Source organism: Mesorhizobium sp. L103C119B0, assembly GCF_000502235.1.
In the GTDB taxonomy this organism is placed as follows: Bacteria; Pseudomonadota; Alphaproteobacteria; order Rhizobiales; family Rhizobiaceae; genus Mesorhizobium.
Genome location: NZ_AYXE01000008.1, coordinates 17,342 through 32,444, shown reverse-complemented (window position 1 = coordinate 32,444; position 15,103 = coordinate 17,342). Strand labels below are relative to the sequence as shown.

At 63.3% G+C, this 15,103-nt stretch carries 14 protein-coding genes; 13 read left to right on the top strand and 1 reads right to left on the bottom strand.

From position 1 onward, the window contains the following. The first annotated feature begins 33 nt into the window (after nucleotides 1-33). The 3 genes from X728_RS151295 (at nucleotide 34) to X728_RS151305 (ending at nucleotide 3,077) form a co-directional block, all read left to right on the top strand. Nucleotides 34-918: a F0F1 ATP synthase subunit gamma gene (locus tag X728_RS151295; RefSeq protein ID WP_023668672.1), complete on the top strand. Its 885-nt coding sequence runs from the start codon at nucleotides 34-36 to the stop codon at nucleotides 916-918. Between the two features lie 70 nt (nucleotides 919-988). After that, nucleotides 989-2,560 carry a F0F1 ATP synthase subunit beta gene (gene atpD, locus X728_RS151300; RefSeq protein ID WP_023698224.1) on the top strand — a complete coding sequence of 524 codons (1,572 nt, stop codon included), beginning with the start codon at nucleotides 989-991 and terminating at the stop codon, nucleotides 2,558-2,560. Between the two features lie 109 nt (nucleotides 2,561-2,669). Further along, complete coding sequence (locus tag X728_RS151305; RefSeq protein WP_023668674.1) at nucleotides 2,670-3,077, top strand: F0F1 ATP synthase subunit epsilon; 408 nt, start codon at nucleotides 2,670-2,672, stop codon at nucleotides 3,075-3,077. Between the two features lie 100 nt (nucleotides 3,078-3,177). Here X728_RS151305 and X728_RS151310 read toward each other — a convergent pair whose 3' ends face one another. Next, nucleotides 3,178-4,680, bottom strand: coding sequence for a mannitol dehydrogenase family protein (locus tag X728_RS151310; protein ID WP_023831782.1), 1,503 nt, complete (start codon nucleotides 4,678-4,680; stop codon nucleotides 3,178-3,180). A gap of 175 nt (nucleotides 4,681-4,855) precedes the next feature. Between X728_RS151310 and uxaC the strand changes: the two genes are divergently transcribed. The 10 genes from uxaC to X728_RS151360 all read left to right on the top strand — a co-directional run bounded on the left by uxaC (nucleotide 4,856) and on the right by X728_RS151360 (nucleotide 14,636). After that, nucleotides 4,856-6,265, top strand: coding sequence for a glucuronate isomerase (gene uxaC / locus X728_RS151315; RefSeq protein WP_023831781.1), 1,410 nt, complete (start codon nucleotides 4,856-4,858; stop codon nucleotides 6,263-6,265). A gap of 38 nt (nucleotides 6,266-6,303) precedes the next feature. Beyond that, nucleotides 6,304-7,281, top strand: coding sequence for a TRAP transporter substrate-binding protein (locus tag X728_RS151320; protein WP_023668677.1), 978 nt, complete (start codon nucleotides 6,304-6,306; stop codon nucleotides 7,279-7,281). Nucleotides 7,282-7,447: 166 nt separating this feature from the next. Beyond that, complete coding sequence (locus X728_RS151325; RefSeq protein ID WP_245266153.1) at nucleotides 7,448-7,915, top strand: TRAP transporter small permease; 468 nt, start codon at nucleotides 7,448-7,450, stop codon at nucleotides 7,913-7,915. Beyond that, nucleotides 7,916-9,196 (top strand): TRAP transporter large permease, encoded by a 1,281-nt coding sequence (locus X728_RS151330; protein WP_023684106.1) that lies wholly within the window; start codon nucleotides 7,916-7,918, stop codon nucleotides 9,194-9,196. 23 nt (nucleotides 9,197-9,219) lie between these two features. Beyond that, nucleotides 9,220-9,996, top strand: coding sequence for a FadR/GntR family transcriptional regulator (locus tag X728_RS151335; protein WP_023831779.1), 777 nt, complete (start codon nucleotides 9,220-9,222; stop codon nucleotides 9,994-9,996). Nucleotides 9,997-10,019: 23 nt separating this feature from the next. Continuing rightward, nucleotides 10,020-10,877 carry a 5-dehydro-4-deoxy-D-glucuronate isomerase gene (kduI, locus tag X728_RS151340; RefSeq protein WP_023831778.1) on the top strand — a complete coding sequence of 286 codons (858 nt, stop codon included), beginning with the start codon at nucleotides 10,020-10,022 and terminating at the stop codon, nucleotides 10,875-10,877. After that, the gene (gene kduD / locus X728_RS151345) at nucleotides 10,874-11,641 is read left to right on the top strand and encodes a 2-dehydro-3-deoxy-D-gluconate 5-dehydrogenase KduD (RefSeq protein ID WP_023831777.1); all 768 of its coding nucleotides are present in this window, start codon (nucleotides 10,874-10,876) and stop codon (nucleotides 11,639-11,641) included. Before kduI ends, kduD begins: the two co-directional genes overlap by 4 nt. A 10-nt stretch (nucleotides 11,642-11,651) precedes the next feature. Continuing rightward, nucleotides 11,652-11,990: a cupin domain-containing protein gene (locus X728_RS151350; protein WP_023693173.1), complete on the top strand. Its 339-nt coding sequence runs from the start codon at nucleotides 11,652-11,654 to the stop codon at nucleotides 11,988-11,990. Between the two features lie 262 nt (nucleotides 11,991-12,252). After that, nucleotides 12,253-14,091, top strand: a complete 1,839-nt coding sequence (gene recQ, locus X728_RS151355; RefSeq protein ID WP_023831776.1) for a DNA helicase RecQ — start codon at nucleotides 12,253-12,255, stop codon at nucleotides 14,089-14,091. Between the two features lie 392 nt (nucleotides 14,092-14,483). Beyond that, on the top strand, nucleotides 14,484-14,636 hold the full coding sequence (locus X728_RS151360) for a hypothetical protein (protein ID WP_023831775.1): 153 nt from the start codon (nucleotides 14,484-14,486) through the stop codon (nucleotides 14,634-14,636). Nucleotides 14,637-15,103: the final 467 nt, after the last annotated feature.

Sequence of the window (15,103 nt, the reverse complement as noted above, 5' to 3'; positions counted from 1 at the left end):
AAGAAGCCGGACGCTCGGGATCAGGTTTGAAGCATGCCTTCATTAAAAGACCTTCGTAACCGTATCGCCTCGGTCAAGGCGACGCAGAAGATCACCAAGGCGATGCAGATGGTCGCCGCGGCGAAGCTGCGCCGCGCGCAGGAAGCAGCGGAGGCGGCGCGTCCCTATTCCGAGCGGATGGGTGCGGTGCTGGCCAATATCACGCAGGCGATCGGCGGCGGCGGCGATGCCCCGGCGCTGATGACCGGCACCGGCAAGGACGATGTGCATCTGCTCGTCGTCTGCACCGCCGAGCGCGGCCTGTGCGGCGGCTTCAACTCGCAGATCGCACGTCTGGCCCGCGACCATATCCGCCGGCTTCTGGCCGACGGCAAGCAGGTCAAGATCATCTGCGTCGGCAAGAAGGGTTTCGACATTCTGCGCCGAGACTATGCCTCGCTGATTATCGACCGCGTCGACCTGCGCGATGTCAAGAAGCTCGGCTTCGTCAATGCCGATGCGATCGCCCGTAAGATCATCCATCTGTTCGGCGAAGGCGGCTTCGATATCTGCACGCTGTTTTATTCGCAGTTCAAGTCGGTGATCAGCCAGATTCCGACCGCGCAGCAGATCATTCCTGCCGGCGTGGCTTCCGCTCCCGCCGAAGCGACCGCCGGTGGCAATGCCGTCTACGAATACGAGCCGGAGCCGGGCGAGATCCTCACCGACCTCATTCCGCGCAACATCTCGGTCCAGGTCTTCCGCGCGTTGCTCGAAAACGCAGCCGGCGAGATGGGCGCCAAAATGAGCGCCATGGACAATGCAACGCGCAATGCCGGCGACATGATCAACAAACTGTCGATCACCTATAACCGCCAGCGGCAGGCGCAGATCACCAAGGAACTGATCGAAATCATTTCGGGCGCCGAAGCGCTCTAGGCGCGACCGCCAGGAGGTCATCGACCTTCTGATGGAGCGTGAGAAACAAAGGACGAGAAGGGTAAAGACGATGGCGAAAGCAGCGACCCCCGCGAAGACGGCCCCCAAGGCGGCCGCAAAGGCTCCGGCAGCAGCGGCGAAGGCCGCTCCGGCCAAGAAGGCGGCCGCGCCCGCCAAGGCCGCGGCCCCGGCAGTGAAGACGACGAGCGTTGCCGTCAAGAAGACCGGCGCCATCGGCAAGGTTCGCCAGGTCATCGGCGCCGTCGTCGACGTGCAGTTCGGCGATCATCTGCCGGCCATTTTGAACGCCATCGAAACCTCCAATGTCGGCAACCGCCTGGTGCTCGAAGTTGCCCAGCATCTGGGCGAAAACACCGTGCGCTGTATCGCCATGGATTCCACCGAAGGCCTGGTTCGCGGCCAGGACGTCTATGACACCGGCGCGCCGATCACCGTTCCGGTCGGCCCGGGCATGCTCGGCCGCATCATCAACGTCATCGGCGAGCCGGTCGACGAAGAAGGCCCGGTCGACGGCATCGAGATGCGCGCCATCCACCAGCCGGCGCCTACCTATGTCGAACAGTCGACGGAAGCGCAGATCCTGATCACCGGCATCAAGGTGCTCGACCTTCTGGCACCCTACGCCCGCGGAGGCAAGATCGGCCTGTTCGGCGGCGCCGGCGTCGGCAAGACGGTTCTGATCCAGGAGCTGATCAACAACGTCGCCAAGGCGCATGGCGGCTTCTCGGTCTTCGCCGGCGTCGGCGAGCGCACCCGCGAGGGCAACGATCTTTATCACGAGTTCATCGAGTCCGGCGTCAACAAGAAGGGCGGCGGCGAAGGCTCCAAGGCGGCACTGGTCTATGGCCAGATGAACGAGCCGCCGGGCGCGCGTGCCCGCGTCGGCCTGACCGGCCTGACGGTCGCCGAATATTTCCGCGACCAGGGCCAGGACGTGCTGTTCTTCGTCGACAACATCTTCCGCTTCACGCAGGCCGGTTCTGAAGTGTCGGCGCTGCTCGGCCGTATTCCTTCGGCCGTGGGTTACCAGCCAACGCTGGCCACCGACATGGGTGCGCTGCAGGAACGCATCACCACAACGACCAAGGGTTCGATCACTTCGGTGCAGGCGATCTACGTGCCGGCCGACGATTTGACAGACCCGGCGCCTGCGACCTCGTTCGCCCACCTGGACGCGACGACCGTGCTCAACCGCGCGATCTCGGAAAAGGGCATCTACCCCGCCGTCGATCCGCTCGACTCGACCTCGCGCATGCTCGATCCGCTGGTCGTCGGCGAGGAGCACTATGCCGTCGCCCGCCAGGTGCAGTCGATCCTCCAGCGCTATAAGTCGCTGCAGGACATTATCGCCATCCTTGGCATGGATGAGCTGTCGGAAGAGGACAAGCAGACGGTGGCCCGCGCCCGCAAGATCGAGCGCTTCCTGTCGCAGCCGTTCTTCGTCGCCGAAGTGTTTACGGGTGCGCCGGGCAAGCTGGTCGACCTCGCCGACACAATCAAGGGCTTCAAGGGCCTCTGCAACGGCGACTACGATCACCTGCCGGAAGCCGCCTTCTACATGGTCGGCGGCATCGACGAAGCGGTCGAGAAGGCTCAGCGCCTGGCGGCTGAAGCAGCGTAATCAAGGCAATAGGGAGTAGTCAGTAGTCAGTAGTGAATAGCGGCCGGGTGATCAGGACAGCTGTCCTCTCCCTACTCCCTACTCACTATTCCCTACTCACTAAATTGACATGGCTGAAGCTTTCAAGTTCGAACTGGTCTCGCCGGAGCGCCTCCTGGTTTCCGAGCAGGTCGAGTCCGTCGTCATTCCAGGCGCCGAAGGTGAAATGACAGTCATGGCGCACCATGCGCCGGTCATGACCACGATCAAGCCGGGCGTCGTCACGCTGAAGACCGCCGGCGGCAAGGAAGAACGCTATGTGGTGTTCGGCGGCTTTGCCGACATCGTCCCTGCCGGCTGCACGCTGCTGGCCGAATCGGCGGTCGCCGTCGGCGATATCGACCGCGCCGATCTCGCCCGCCGCATCCAGGAAGCCAAGGAAGACGCCGCCGACGCCAAGGACGACCAGAGCCGCAGCAAGGCGGAGCAGTTCCTTAGCCAGCTTACCACGCTCGAAGGCGCGCTGCTGCCGGCGTAAGCCGCAGAATGATTGGACGTGATCCGAGGGGTCATGGTCGGGCAAAGGTATGAAACAGGCCGGGCTTAAGCCCGGCTTTTTGTATCCGGGCGACGTCAGGTCACCTGGTCTTTCCCGGTACACCCAGTGCCGCGAGCGCGAGCGCCACCCCGCCTTGCAGGATATGCTCGCGATGGGCGGCAACCAGTTCGATCAGCGTCTGGCGCTCGGGGCTGCCGCTGGCGAAGCCGGCGAGGTCAAACACCGTCACCACCCGTTCCAGCGTCGGCTGCGCTCCGAGCGCGGCCAGCGCCGCGTCGAGCGGATCGGTGAAGTGGGCTTCCGGCAGGTCCTTGCCGCGCGCCTCGCAGGCGGCGATCCAGGCGGCGATCACCAGCGTCAGATGCTCCGGGACCAGGCCGGCCTGGATGCGCGCGATGGCGGTAGCGACAATGCGCTGCGGCAATTTCTGGCTGCCGTCATTGGCGATCTGCGCCGTGCGGTGGGCCAGCGCTGTGTTGGAGAAACGTTCGGCAAGTTCGGCCGTATAGGCTGAGGTGTCGAGCCCGGCATCCCTAGGCAAGGTCGGGATGGCCTCGGCCCAGAGCCGGTCGACGAACGCGCGGATCGCGGGATCCGCGAAGGCGCGGTCGACCGTGACGTGGCCGCTGAGCAGGCCGATATAGGCGATGCCCGAATGGGCGCCGTTGAGCAGCCGAAGCTTCATGTCCTCGAACGGCCGGACATCCTCGACCATGGTGACGCCGAATTTCTCCCAGGCCGGTCGTCCGGCTGGAAACCTGTCCTCAATCACCCATTGCCGGAATGGCTCGGTCATCACCGGCCATGCGTCCTCCATGCCGAGTTCGCCGGCGATGCGCGCCCGGTCGGCATCGGTGGTTGCCGGCACGATGCGGTCGACCATGCTTGATGGGAATGCAACGTCGCCGGCTATATGACCGGCGAGGGTGGCTTCGCCTGACGCAGCACGCCGGGCGTCGCGCAATTTTGCAAACGCGATCAGCAACCGGTGCAGCGTGGCGCCATTGGCCGGAAGGTTGTCGCAGCACAGCACGGTGAAGGGCGGCGTGCCGGCGGCCCGGCGTCGCACCAGCGCTTCCGCCAGGAATCCATGCGCTGTCCTGGGAGATCCGGGATTGCCCAGATCGTGGACGATATCGGGATGGTTTTCGTCGAGGCTGCCGTCGGCGGCCCTGAGATAGGCCTTTTCGGTGATGGTCAGGGTGACGATGCGGGTGCGCGGGTCGGTCAGCGCGGCCAGCACCGCGCCGGGGTCTTCCGGCGCGACCAGCATCGACTGGATCGAGCCGATAATGTGCAGCGCTTCGCCATCGCTGCCGCGCACCGCCAGCGTGTAGAGCCCGTCCTGTGGCGTCAGCGCATCGCGCGTGTCGGGGCTGCGCAGCGAGACGCCGACAATGCCCCAGCCGGTCTCGCCGGCCGCTAGGCAGTCATCGACATAGGCGGCCTGATGGGCACGGTGGAAGGCTCCAACGCCGAGATGGACGATGCCTGGGGCGACACTGGCGCGATCATAGGCGGGGACGGCGACCGAGGCCGGCAAGGATTGCACTGTTGCGTTGGAAAGGCGTCTGCTGGTCATGGCGCGGCTTGTCGCTGGATGGTGTGCGGGGCGGGATCTGCTAGCGGCGTAACATCCGCTCTTCCGCCGCACAATGACCTGACGCCGGTTAAAAGTCATCATACAACAATCCAGTTTTTGTATGTTGACATTATTTCTTTCCAATCCTACCGATATCGCCCCTGGGAGGAACGACGTGGCGGGACTGACCGATCCGGATCTGCTTTTTGCCGCCGAAGGGCGCGCGCTGTCGATCGCGCGCGATCTCCATGCCGGCATCAAGGACCTGCCGATCATCAGCCCGCACGGCCACACCGATCCGCGTTGGTATGCGCTCAACGAGCCATTCCCCGATCCCGCGCAATTGCTGGTGGTGCCCGACCACTACATTTTCCGTATGCTGTTCAGCCAGGGCGTGCGGCTGGAAGATCTCGGCGTCCCGACTCTCGACGGCTCGCCGGTCGAGACCGATCCCAGGGCGATCTGGCGGCGCTTCGCCGAGCACTATTACCTCTTCCGCGGCACGCCGACGCGGTTGTGGCTCGACCATGTGCTCGAGCATCTGTTCGGCATCGAAGAGCCGCTCAACGCCAGCACCGCTAGCCGCCATTACGACACCATCGCGGCGCTTTTGCAGCGCGACGATTATCGCCCACGCGCGCTGTTCGAGCGCTTCAACATCGAGGTCATCGCGACGACCGAGGGCGCGCTCGACGATCTCCAATGGCACAAGACGATCCGCGACAGCGGCTGGCAGGGCCGCGTCATCACTGCCTACAGGCCGGATGCTGTCGTCGATCCCGACTTCGAAGGATTTTCGGCCAATCTCGATCGTCTGGGCGAGATCACCGGCTGCGACACCGGCACATGGGCCGGCTATCTCGACGCGCATCGCAATCGCCGCGCTTTCTTCAAAAGCTTCGGCGCAACCTCATCGGACCACGGCCATCCGACGGCCGAGACCGCCAATCTTTCCGATGCGGCGGCGGAAGAGCTGTTCAACCGCATCCGCCGCGGCTCGGACGACGAGCGCGAGCGCAAGCTGTTTCGCGCCCAGATGCTGACCGAGATGGCCAAGATGAGCCGCGACGACGGGCTGGTCATGCAGATCCATCCCGGCTCATGGCGCAACCATTCGCCCGGAATTCTTCAGAGATTCGGCCGCGACAAAGGCTTCGATATTCCGACCCGCACCGACTATGCCGCGGCGCTCAAACCCTTGCTCGACTGCGTCGGGCTGGAGCGCGACCTCTCCATCATCCTGTTCACGCTCGACGAGACCAGCTACGCGCGTGAACTGGCGCCGCTTGCCGGCGTCTATCCGGCGCTGAAGCTCGGGCCTGCCTGGTGGTTCCATGACAGCCCGGAAGGCATGCGCCGGTTCCGCGAGATGACCACCGAGACCGCCGGCTTCTACAACACTGTCGGTTTCAACGACGACACCCGCGCCTTTCCATCCATACCCGCCCGCCACGATGTGGCGCGCCGGGTTGACTGCGCCTTTCTCGCCCGTCTCGTCGCCGAGCACCGGCTGCGTGAGGACGAGGCGCATGAGCTGGCGCGGGAGCTTGCCTACACGCTTGCCAAGAAGGCGTACCGGCTGTGAGCCGGGCGCGTGGAATTTTAAAAGGGAGGAAGACAGTCATGTTGCATTTTTCAAAACTGGTGGCAGCCACATTCGCCTTCGGCTCGCTGATGATCGGCGTTGCCGGCGCCCAGACCGTACTGCGCTCGGCCGACACCCATCCGGACGGGTATCCGACTGTCGAGGCGGTCAAATATCTCGGCGAGCTCATCAAGGAGCGCACCGCCGGCCGCTATTCGGTCGAGGTCTATCATTCGGCGCAGCTCGGCGAGGAAAAGGACACGATCGAGCAGACGCAGACCGGTGTCATCGATCTGAACCGCGTCTCGATGGGTCCGTTCAACGGCATCGTGCCGGAAACCGCGGTGCCGTCGCTGCCCTACATGTTCCGTTCGGTCGAGCACATGCGCCATGTCATGGACGGGCCGATCGGCGACGAGATCCTCAAGGCCTTCGAGACGCATGATCTGGTCGGCCTTGCCTTCTACGATTCCGGCGCCCGTTCTTTCTACAACACCAAGAAGGACATCACCTCGATCGCCGATCTGAAAGGCATGAAGTTCCGCGTCATCCAGTCCGACGTGTTCGTCGACATGGTCAACGCGCTTGGCGCAAATGCCACGCCGATGGCCTATGGCGAGGTTTATTCGGCGCTCGAAACCGGCGTCATCGACGGCGCCGAGAACAACTGGCCCAGCTTCGAATCCGCCAAGCACTACGAAGTCGCCAAGCACTATACCGTCGACCAGCACCAGATCGTGCCGGAAGTGCTGGTGATGTCGAAATCGAGCTGGGACAGATTGACGCCGGAAGACCAGGCGATCGTCAAGCAGGCGGCCAAGGATAGCGTCGTCAAGATGCGCGAATTGTGGGACGCGCAGGAGAAGAAGTCGCGAGAGATCGTCGAGAAGGCCGGCGTCAAGGTCAGCGAGATCGACAAGCAGCCGCTGATCGATGCGATGAAGCCGGTCTACGACAAGTATCTGAAGACGCCGGAGCTCAAGGACCTCGCGACGCGCATCCAGGCGACCAAGTGATTTTCTGGCGGGGCGGCATGGCGCCGCCCCGCCAATCGCTTTTAGGGGACGGAAAGACCGGGAGGATCGGATGACTGCGGGAACGGCCAGGAGCGGAGCGCCACCGCGCTTCAGCGCGGTGCTTTCGAAGATTTGCGACGGTGCGCTCTATCTCGCGGGCATCGGGATGGTCGCCATGACCGCGCTTGTTGCCTACCAGGTGTTTTCCCGCTTCGTGCTCAACGCGTCACCGAGCTGGACCGAAGTCACCGCCATCATGCTGATGAACTGGTTCATCTTCCTGGGCGCTGCCGTCGGCGTGCGCGAGAATTACCATATGGGCTTCGACGTGCTGCTCTATATCCTGCCCAAGGGCAGCAAATGGGCGCTGCGCACCCTGTCCGACCTGATCGCGTTTGGCTTCGGCTTCGGCATGGTCTGGTACGGCTGCAAGCTGGTCGGGCTGACCTGGCACACTGTCATCCCGGCGCTCGAACTTCCCGGCGGTTTCGACTATCTGCCGCTGGTTGCCGGCGGCTTTCTGATCTGCCTGTTCGCGGCCGAACGCATCGCGCTGCGCTGGTCCGGCGCCGACATCGACAAGGATATCAATCTCGAAGAAGTGCCGGAAATGCCGGCCGTGCAGGAGGCCTAGATGGAACTCTGGATCCTGTTTGGCGTCTTCACGCTTTTGATGTTTGCCGGCACGCCGATCGCCTTTTGCCTGGGTGCGGCGTCCTTCGCCACCGTGCTTTATCTCGGCCTGCCGCCCCTGGTGGTGTTCCAGCAATTGAAGTCGGGCATGTCGGCGTTCTCGCTGATGGCGATCCCGTTCTTCATCTTTGCCGGCGACCTGATGGTGCGCGGCGGCATCGCGCAGCGCATCGTTTCCTTTGCCGGCTCGCTGGTCGGTCATGTCCGCGGTGGGCTCGGTCAGGTCAACATCATCGCCGCGACGTTGTTCGGCGGCATTTCCGGCTCGGCTGTGGCGGAAGCCGCTGCCGTCGGCGGGCTGATGATCCCGCAGATGAAAGCGCGCGGCTACGGCGCCGACTATGCCGTCAACGTCACCTCGATGGCGGCGCTGATCGCGCTGCTTCTGCCGCCGTCGCAGAACATGATCATCTATTCGATCGCCGGCGGCGGCAAGATTTCGATCGCCGACCTGTTCACCGCCGGTATCCTGCCTGGTCTGCTGTTCGCCGCTTCGCTGATGGTCACCGCCTATTTCGTCGCCCGCAGCCGCGGCTACCCGGTCGAGGCTTTTCCCGGCTTCTCGCGTGTCGGCCAGCTGGCGGTCATCGCCATCCCCGGACTTCTGCTCATCGGGATCATCTTCGGCGGCGTTCGCTCGGGCATTTTCACGGCGACGGAAAGCTCCTGCATCGCCATCATCTACGCTTTGCTGGTCACCGTCTTCGTCTACCGGTCGATGGCCTGGGGCGATTTCGTCCATGCCACAAAGGGCGCGGTGCGCACGACCTCAATGGTGCTGCTGATCATCGGCACGGCGGCCTCGTTCAGCTGGCTGATGGCCTATCTCAAAGTGCCGGTGCTGCTGATCGCAGGCATGAACGCCATCTCCACCGATCCGCTGGTGGTGCTGCTTCTGCTCAACGTCCTGATGCTGCTGCTCGGCACCTTCATGGACATGGGGCCGATGATCATCATCTGCACGCCGATCTTCCTGCCGCTGGTCACCCATTACGGCGTCGACCCCGTGCATTTCGGCGTCATCACCATCCTCAATCTCGGCATTGGCCTCAACACGCCACCGGTCGGCACGGTGCAGTTCGTCGCCTGTGCCGTCGGCAAGATTACGGTCTGGGAAGCGATGCGCTCGATCTGGCCGTTCTATGGCGCGGGCATCGTGGTTCTGGGGCTGGTGACCTATATTCCGGCGATTTCGCTCTGGTTGCCGAGCGTGTTCAAATAGGCGTCTTCAAACAGGGGTGCGATATGGCATCGGATAGCGCTGTCGATCTCAGGGTCGAGAGAAAACCCAAACTGTCGGAGACCGTCGTTGCGGCGATCCGCAAGCAATTGCAGGCGAGCGAGATCCTGCCCGGCCACAAATTGCCGACCGAGGGCCAGCTGACCGAGACCTTCGGCGTCAGCCGCACCGTCATCCGCGAAGCGCTGGCCAAGCTCGCCGCCGACGGGCTGGTCGAGGCGCGCCAGGGCGCCGGCGTGTTCGTCACCGAGCACATCTCAACGATGTTCGGCGCGCTCGCCGCCGATATGGGCAGCAAGGATTCCATCGCGCTCAATGTGCTCGAAGTGCGCCTGGCCGTCGAAATCGAATCGGCCGGGCTCGCCGCCATTCGCCGCAACGCCGCGCAGGAAGCGGCGATCCAGGAAGCCTTCTTCGAGTTCGAACGGCTGCTTCTCAACAGCGAGCCGACCGGTCCGGCCGATCTCGCCTTCCACCGGGCAATCGCCAGCGCCACCAACAACCCGTTCTATGTCGAGATGCTCGATGTGCTCGGACGCCGCGCCATTCCTTGCGACGTGACCTCGCCCTGGTCGACCGAACTGGTGCAATCCGACAGCTATCAGCGAGGGCTGCAACGCGAGCATCTGGTGATCCTGAATGCGATCACCTCAGGCGACGCCGAAGCCGCGCGCGAGGCGATGCGCGCTCATCTCACCGCCAGCCAAGAGCGCTACCGCGAGCGGCTGCACGCCCGCCAGGTCTACTACGCCGACTCGGTCAAGGCGTCGGCAACCAAATAGCCATTCATTCAGCTGGAGCAGCAATGACTCAAAGTCACCCGCATACCGATTTCACCTCGCGTTTCGCCATCGACCCGGTCGCCGCTGCTTCCATGGGCACCGACGAACTGCGTCACAATTTCCATATTGACGACCTGTTCCAGCCGGGACGCATCAGCCTGACCTACACCCATTATGACCGCATGATCGTTGGCGGCGCCGTGCCGGAAGGGACAGCGCTGCCGCTGGAGGCGATCAAGCCGACGGGAACCAAGAATTTTCTCGACCGCCGCGAGCTGATCATCGTCAATATCGGCGGCGCCGGCTCGGTGACGGCAAATGGCGAGACCCACCAGTTGCAGGCGCGTGACATGCTCTATCTCGGCATGGGCAGCACCGACGTGTCGTTCGCGTCGGCCGACGCGGGCGCACCGGCCAAATTCTACCTGCTCAGCGCGCCGGCGCATCATACCCATCCGAGCCGGCTGATCCGCATTGGCGACGCCAAGCGCCTCGATCTCGGCAGCAAGGAAACCTGCAACGAGCGCTCGATCTTCCAGTTCATTCATGCTGATGGCGTCAAGACCTGCCAGCTGGTGGTCGGCATGACGCAGCTGGCGCCGGGCTCGGTGTGGAACACCATCCCTTGCCATGTGCATGACCGGCGCATGGAGGCCTATCTCTATTTCGACCTGCCGGAGACGGCGCGCGTCTTCCATTTCATGGGCGAGCCGGACGAAACCCGCCACATCGTCATCGCCAACGAGGAGGCAGTGCTGTCGCCGGGTTGGTCTATCCATTCCGGGGTCGGCACCTCGAACTACGCCTTCGTCTGGGCGATGGCCGGCGACAACGTCGACTACACCGATGTCGACCCGGTGCCGCTGGGCGAACTGCGTTGAGCGGCCCTTCCTCCTTCAGCCTGGCCGGCAAGCGTATCCTGGTCACCGGCGCGAACACCGGCATCGGCCAAGGCATCGCCGTCTCGATCGCGCGCGCCGGCGGCATCGTCATCGGTGTCGGCCGCTCTGTGATGGACGACACGGAAAGGCAAGTCGCGGAAGCCGGCGGCCAGTTCGAGACTGTGCGGTGCGATCTCGCCGATCATGTTGCCGCCAAGGCCATGCTCGACCAGGTGTGGGAGAAGACCGGCCCGATCGACGGCCTGGTCAACAATGCCGGCATCATCCGCCGCGCCGATGCGGTCGATTTCTCCGAGGCCGATTGGGACGACGTCATCGACGTCAATCTGAAGACGCTGTTCTTCCTCAGCCAGGGTTTTGCCAGGCGCGTGATGGCCGATTCCGGGCAGCGCGGCAAGATCGTCAACATCGCCTCGGTGCTGAGTTTCCAGGGCGGTATTCGTGTCGTGTCCTACACCGCGTCGAAACATGGCGCGCTCGGCATAACCCGGCTGCTGGCCTGCGAATGGGCGGCAAAAGGCATCAATGTCAATGCCATTGCGCCCGGCTATATTGAAACCAACAACACCGAGGCGTTGCGCGCCGATCCCGACCGCAGCGCCGCTATATTGGCGCGCATCCCGGCCGGGCGCTGGGGCGGACCGGAAGACATAGGCGACGCCGCTGTCTTCCTGCTGGCCCCCGCATCCGACTATATGCACGGCGCCGTGATCCCGGTGGATGGCGGCTGGCTGGCGCGATGAGGAAACAGTCATGATCGAGCATAAGATTTTTGCCCAACCCGGCGAGAGCGCGTGGACGCCGACGCCGGACGGCAACAGGCGGCGCGTTCTCCTGCATACGGATGAGCTGATGATGGTCGAGTTCGGCTTCGACAAGGGCGGCGTCGGCGCACTGCATTCGCACCCGCATGTCCAGGCCAGCTATGTCGCCGAAGGTCGCTTCGAGGTGATTATCGACGGCCGCACCGCGACCATCGAGACCGGCGGCAGCTTCATCGTGCCGTCCAATCTGGTGCACGGCGTCAAGGCGCTGGAGGCCGGGCGCCTGGTCGACAGCTTTACCCCGCACCGCGCCGATTTCCTGGCCTGAACCTTTTTCGGCAATTCCAGAAACAGGAAACCCGCGCCTCCTGGGGAGGCGCGGGCTGTTGCCTGTGCGCTCGTGGCGCAGCGGTACTCGAAACATCGCCGCAGGGTTGGACGGTGCCGCAACATGGTGAAGATAGGTTTAACGATGCCAACCAGGTCGATCGCCGGTGGGGTGTTGCTGCTGCTTGTTGTGGTCACGCAGGGGCTGCGCTAATCGGTCTGTCCACGCCGCTGCTTCGGGCGGCCGATCGAAAACATCAGTGATGCAGATATCGACGACAAGCGTGCCGACGCACGATCCCAAACGGCGCGTCCTCAAGGACGTGTTCGGCTTCGACGATTTCCGTCCCGGACAGGCCGCGGTGATGGAGGCGCTGCTTGGCGGCCGCCATGTGCTGGCCGTCATGCCAACGGGTGCCGGCAAATCGCTGTGCTACCAGGTTCCGGCGCTGGTCAAGGGTGGGCTGACCATTGTCGTTTCGCCGCTGGTGGCGCTGATGCAGGATCAGGTCGCGGCACTGCGCCTCGCCGGCGTCGCCGCCGATACCATCAATTCCTCGATCGACCGTGATGCCAATGTCGCGGCATGGCGCCGCGTCGCGTCGGGCCAGACGCGGCTGCTCTACCTCGCGCCGGAACGGCTGATGACCGAGCGGATGCTGGATGCGCTTGCCAGGCTCGATGTCAGCCTGATCGCCATCGACGAGGCGCATTGCATTTCGCAGTGGGGGCCGGCGTTCCGGCGCGAATATGAAGACCTGTCGCAGCTGCGTGGCATCTTTCCCGACGTGCCGATCATTGCGGTGACGGCGACGGCGGACGAGACGACGCGGGCAGACATCGAGAGACGGCTGTTTGGCGGGCGTGTCGAAACGCAGGTGCTTGGCTTCGACCGGCCCAACATCAAGCTTGCCATCGAGCCCAAGCAGGACAGCAAGCGGCAGTTGCTCAATTTCATCGGGCGCCATCAGGGACGCAGCGGCATCGTCTATTGCCTGTCGCGCAAGAAGACCGAAGAGATGGCGGCATTCCTCGAAAAGAACGGCGTGACCGCGCTCGCCTATCACGCCGGGATGAGCAAGGAGGCGCGTGATGCCAACCAGAACGCCTTCATGACGCTGTCGGGCATCGTCATGGTGGCGACCATCGCCTTCGGCATGGGGATCGACAAGCCTGATATCGCCTATGTCTTCCACACCGACCTGCCGGGCAGCCTCGAAGCCTATTACCAGGAAATCGGCCGCGCCGGTCGCGACGGCCGGGCGGCGGAGGCGCATATGCTTTACGGCCTTGGCGACATCCGCATGCGCCGCATGTTCATCGACGACGAGGACGCCGCTGTCGAACACAAGCGCCGCTCGCATGGCCGGCTCGATACGCTGATCGGCTATTGCGAGACGGCCGAGTGCCGCCGCCAGGTGCTGCTCGGTTATTTCGGTGAAGAGGCGGTCCCCTGCGGCAATTGCGACAATTGCCTGGAACAGGCGCCGCGCGCCGACGGCACCGCCGAGGCGCGCCTCATCCTGGCGGCGGTGGCGCAGAGCGGCGAGCGCTTCGGCGCCGGCCATGTCATCGACATCCTGATCGGCCACGAGACTGAAAAGATCGCGGCAAGGGGGCATCACAGGCTGGCAGCCTTCGGCAATGGCGCCGCGCACAAGAAGGATTTTTGGCAATCTATGATTCGCCAGCTGGTCGCGAACGGTTTCCTGATGCCGGACCCGGCCGGCCATGGCGGGTTGGCCATCGCGGACAAGGGCCACGCACTCGGCCGGGGCGAGGTGCCGTTCCAGTATCGGGTCGAGATGCGCACGCGCGCCGCGCGCCGCGCGGCTCGTGCCGGGCAGAGCCCTCAGAGCGAAAATGTAGATGCGTCGCTGCTCGCGACGCTGAAGACGCTGCGGCTGCGTCTGGCCAAGGAACGCCAGGTGCCGGCCTATGTGGTGTTTTCGGATCGTACACTGATCGACATGGCCGAGCGTCGTCCGCAAGACCTCGACGATTTCGCCGGGGTCAACGGCGTAGGTGCGGCCAAGCTCAAGGAGTTCGGCAAGGCTTTTCTGAGCGCCATTGCCGCGCACTTTTCCGAGGCGTCAGGCTGAGAGGCTTTTGCTGGACCAAAGCCCGATCCGGCATCAGTACGCCTTCAACTTGCCCGCCCGCTTATTCATTTTGGCGCTACCCTGCCGTAGGGGAATGGCCTTCCAAATTGTATGGAACCGTGACGACAACACACATTCCTGAATCTATGCGGTCGATTCTTCGGATGTAGCCGTGACTATGGAAACCCGCTGTTGCGCGCGTATGGTGGTTTTCTCGGCCTTGGAGACGCTACGTCGGCAGCCGCTATCCGCTGACCCGAATGGTATGATTCAGACCATCTTTGTTGTTGAAAACCCGCTTTCGACGGGAGTATAAAACTCGAGGTTACCATTGCTTTTCGTATAGAGGCTGTGGTGGAAACGTGGGTCCAATCCGCAAAGCATTGCCTTGCGTGGAAGTGATCGAAGCCGGCGGCGGATGGTCCGTTCCTGTGGCCAAGGAAGACCAGGAAATTACCCGATCATTCGTGATTGAACCGTTTGCGCTGTCCTATGCTGAGGGCCAGCGGATACGCCTGCATCTCGACAAGTTCGTTCGTCTGTAGAGAGGCTAAGCCCGATGAAAGACCGGTGGGAACCTGACCACCAGTTCATTGAAAGCGCCCGCCGTAGCCAGCTCCGAGCGGAGAGCCAACTGGACTCCCTGCAATCGACCATCGCCGAAACGCGACGCGTCCTAGAGGCTTCACGGAAGTTCTTGGAAAAGATTGCCGAGCGGGAACACCATACCCAGCCATAGGGAATGGCCGGTGCAGGTTGGGCATGCTTGTGGGGCTTCACCGCACCGGCCACTGCGGGAAGATATGAGGCCCCCCGCGCCGCCTAAGATATAGGCATATTAGCAATCGCGCAATTAACCCTATTGCGCTACCCAGCCGTAGAGGCAAGGAAATCGGAGAAGTTGGTGCCGGTTAACCGCCAGCACGCGAGCAAGTCATTCTGAAAGCATGAAAAACGCGATTTTGCTCGTGCCAATTGAGCGTCTGAAATCTAGTTCCTGCTGCCGATTATC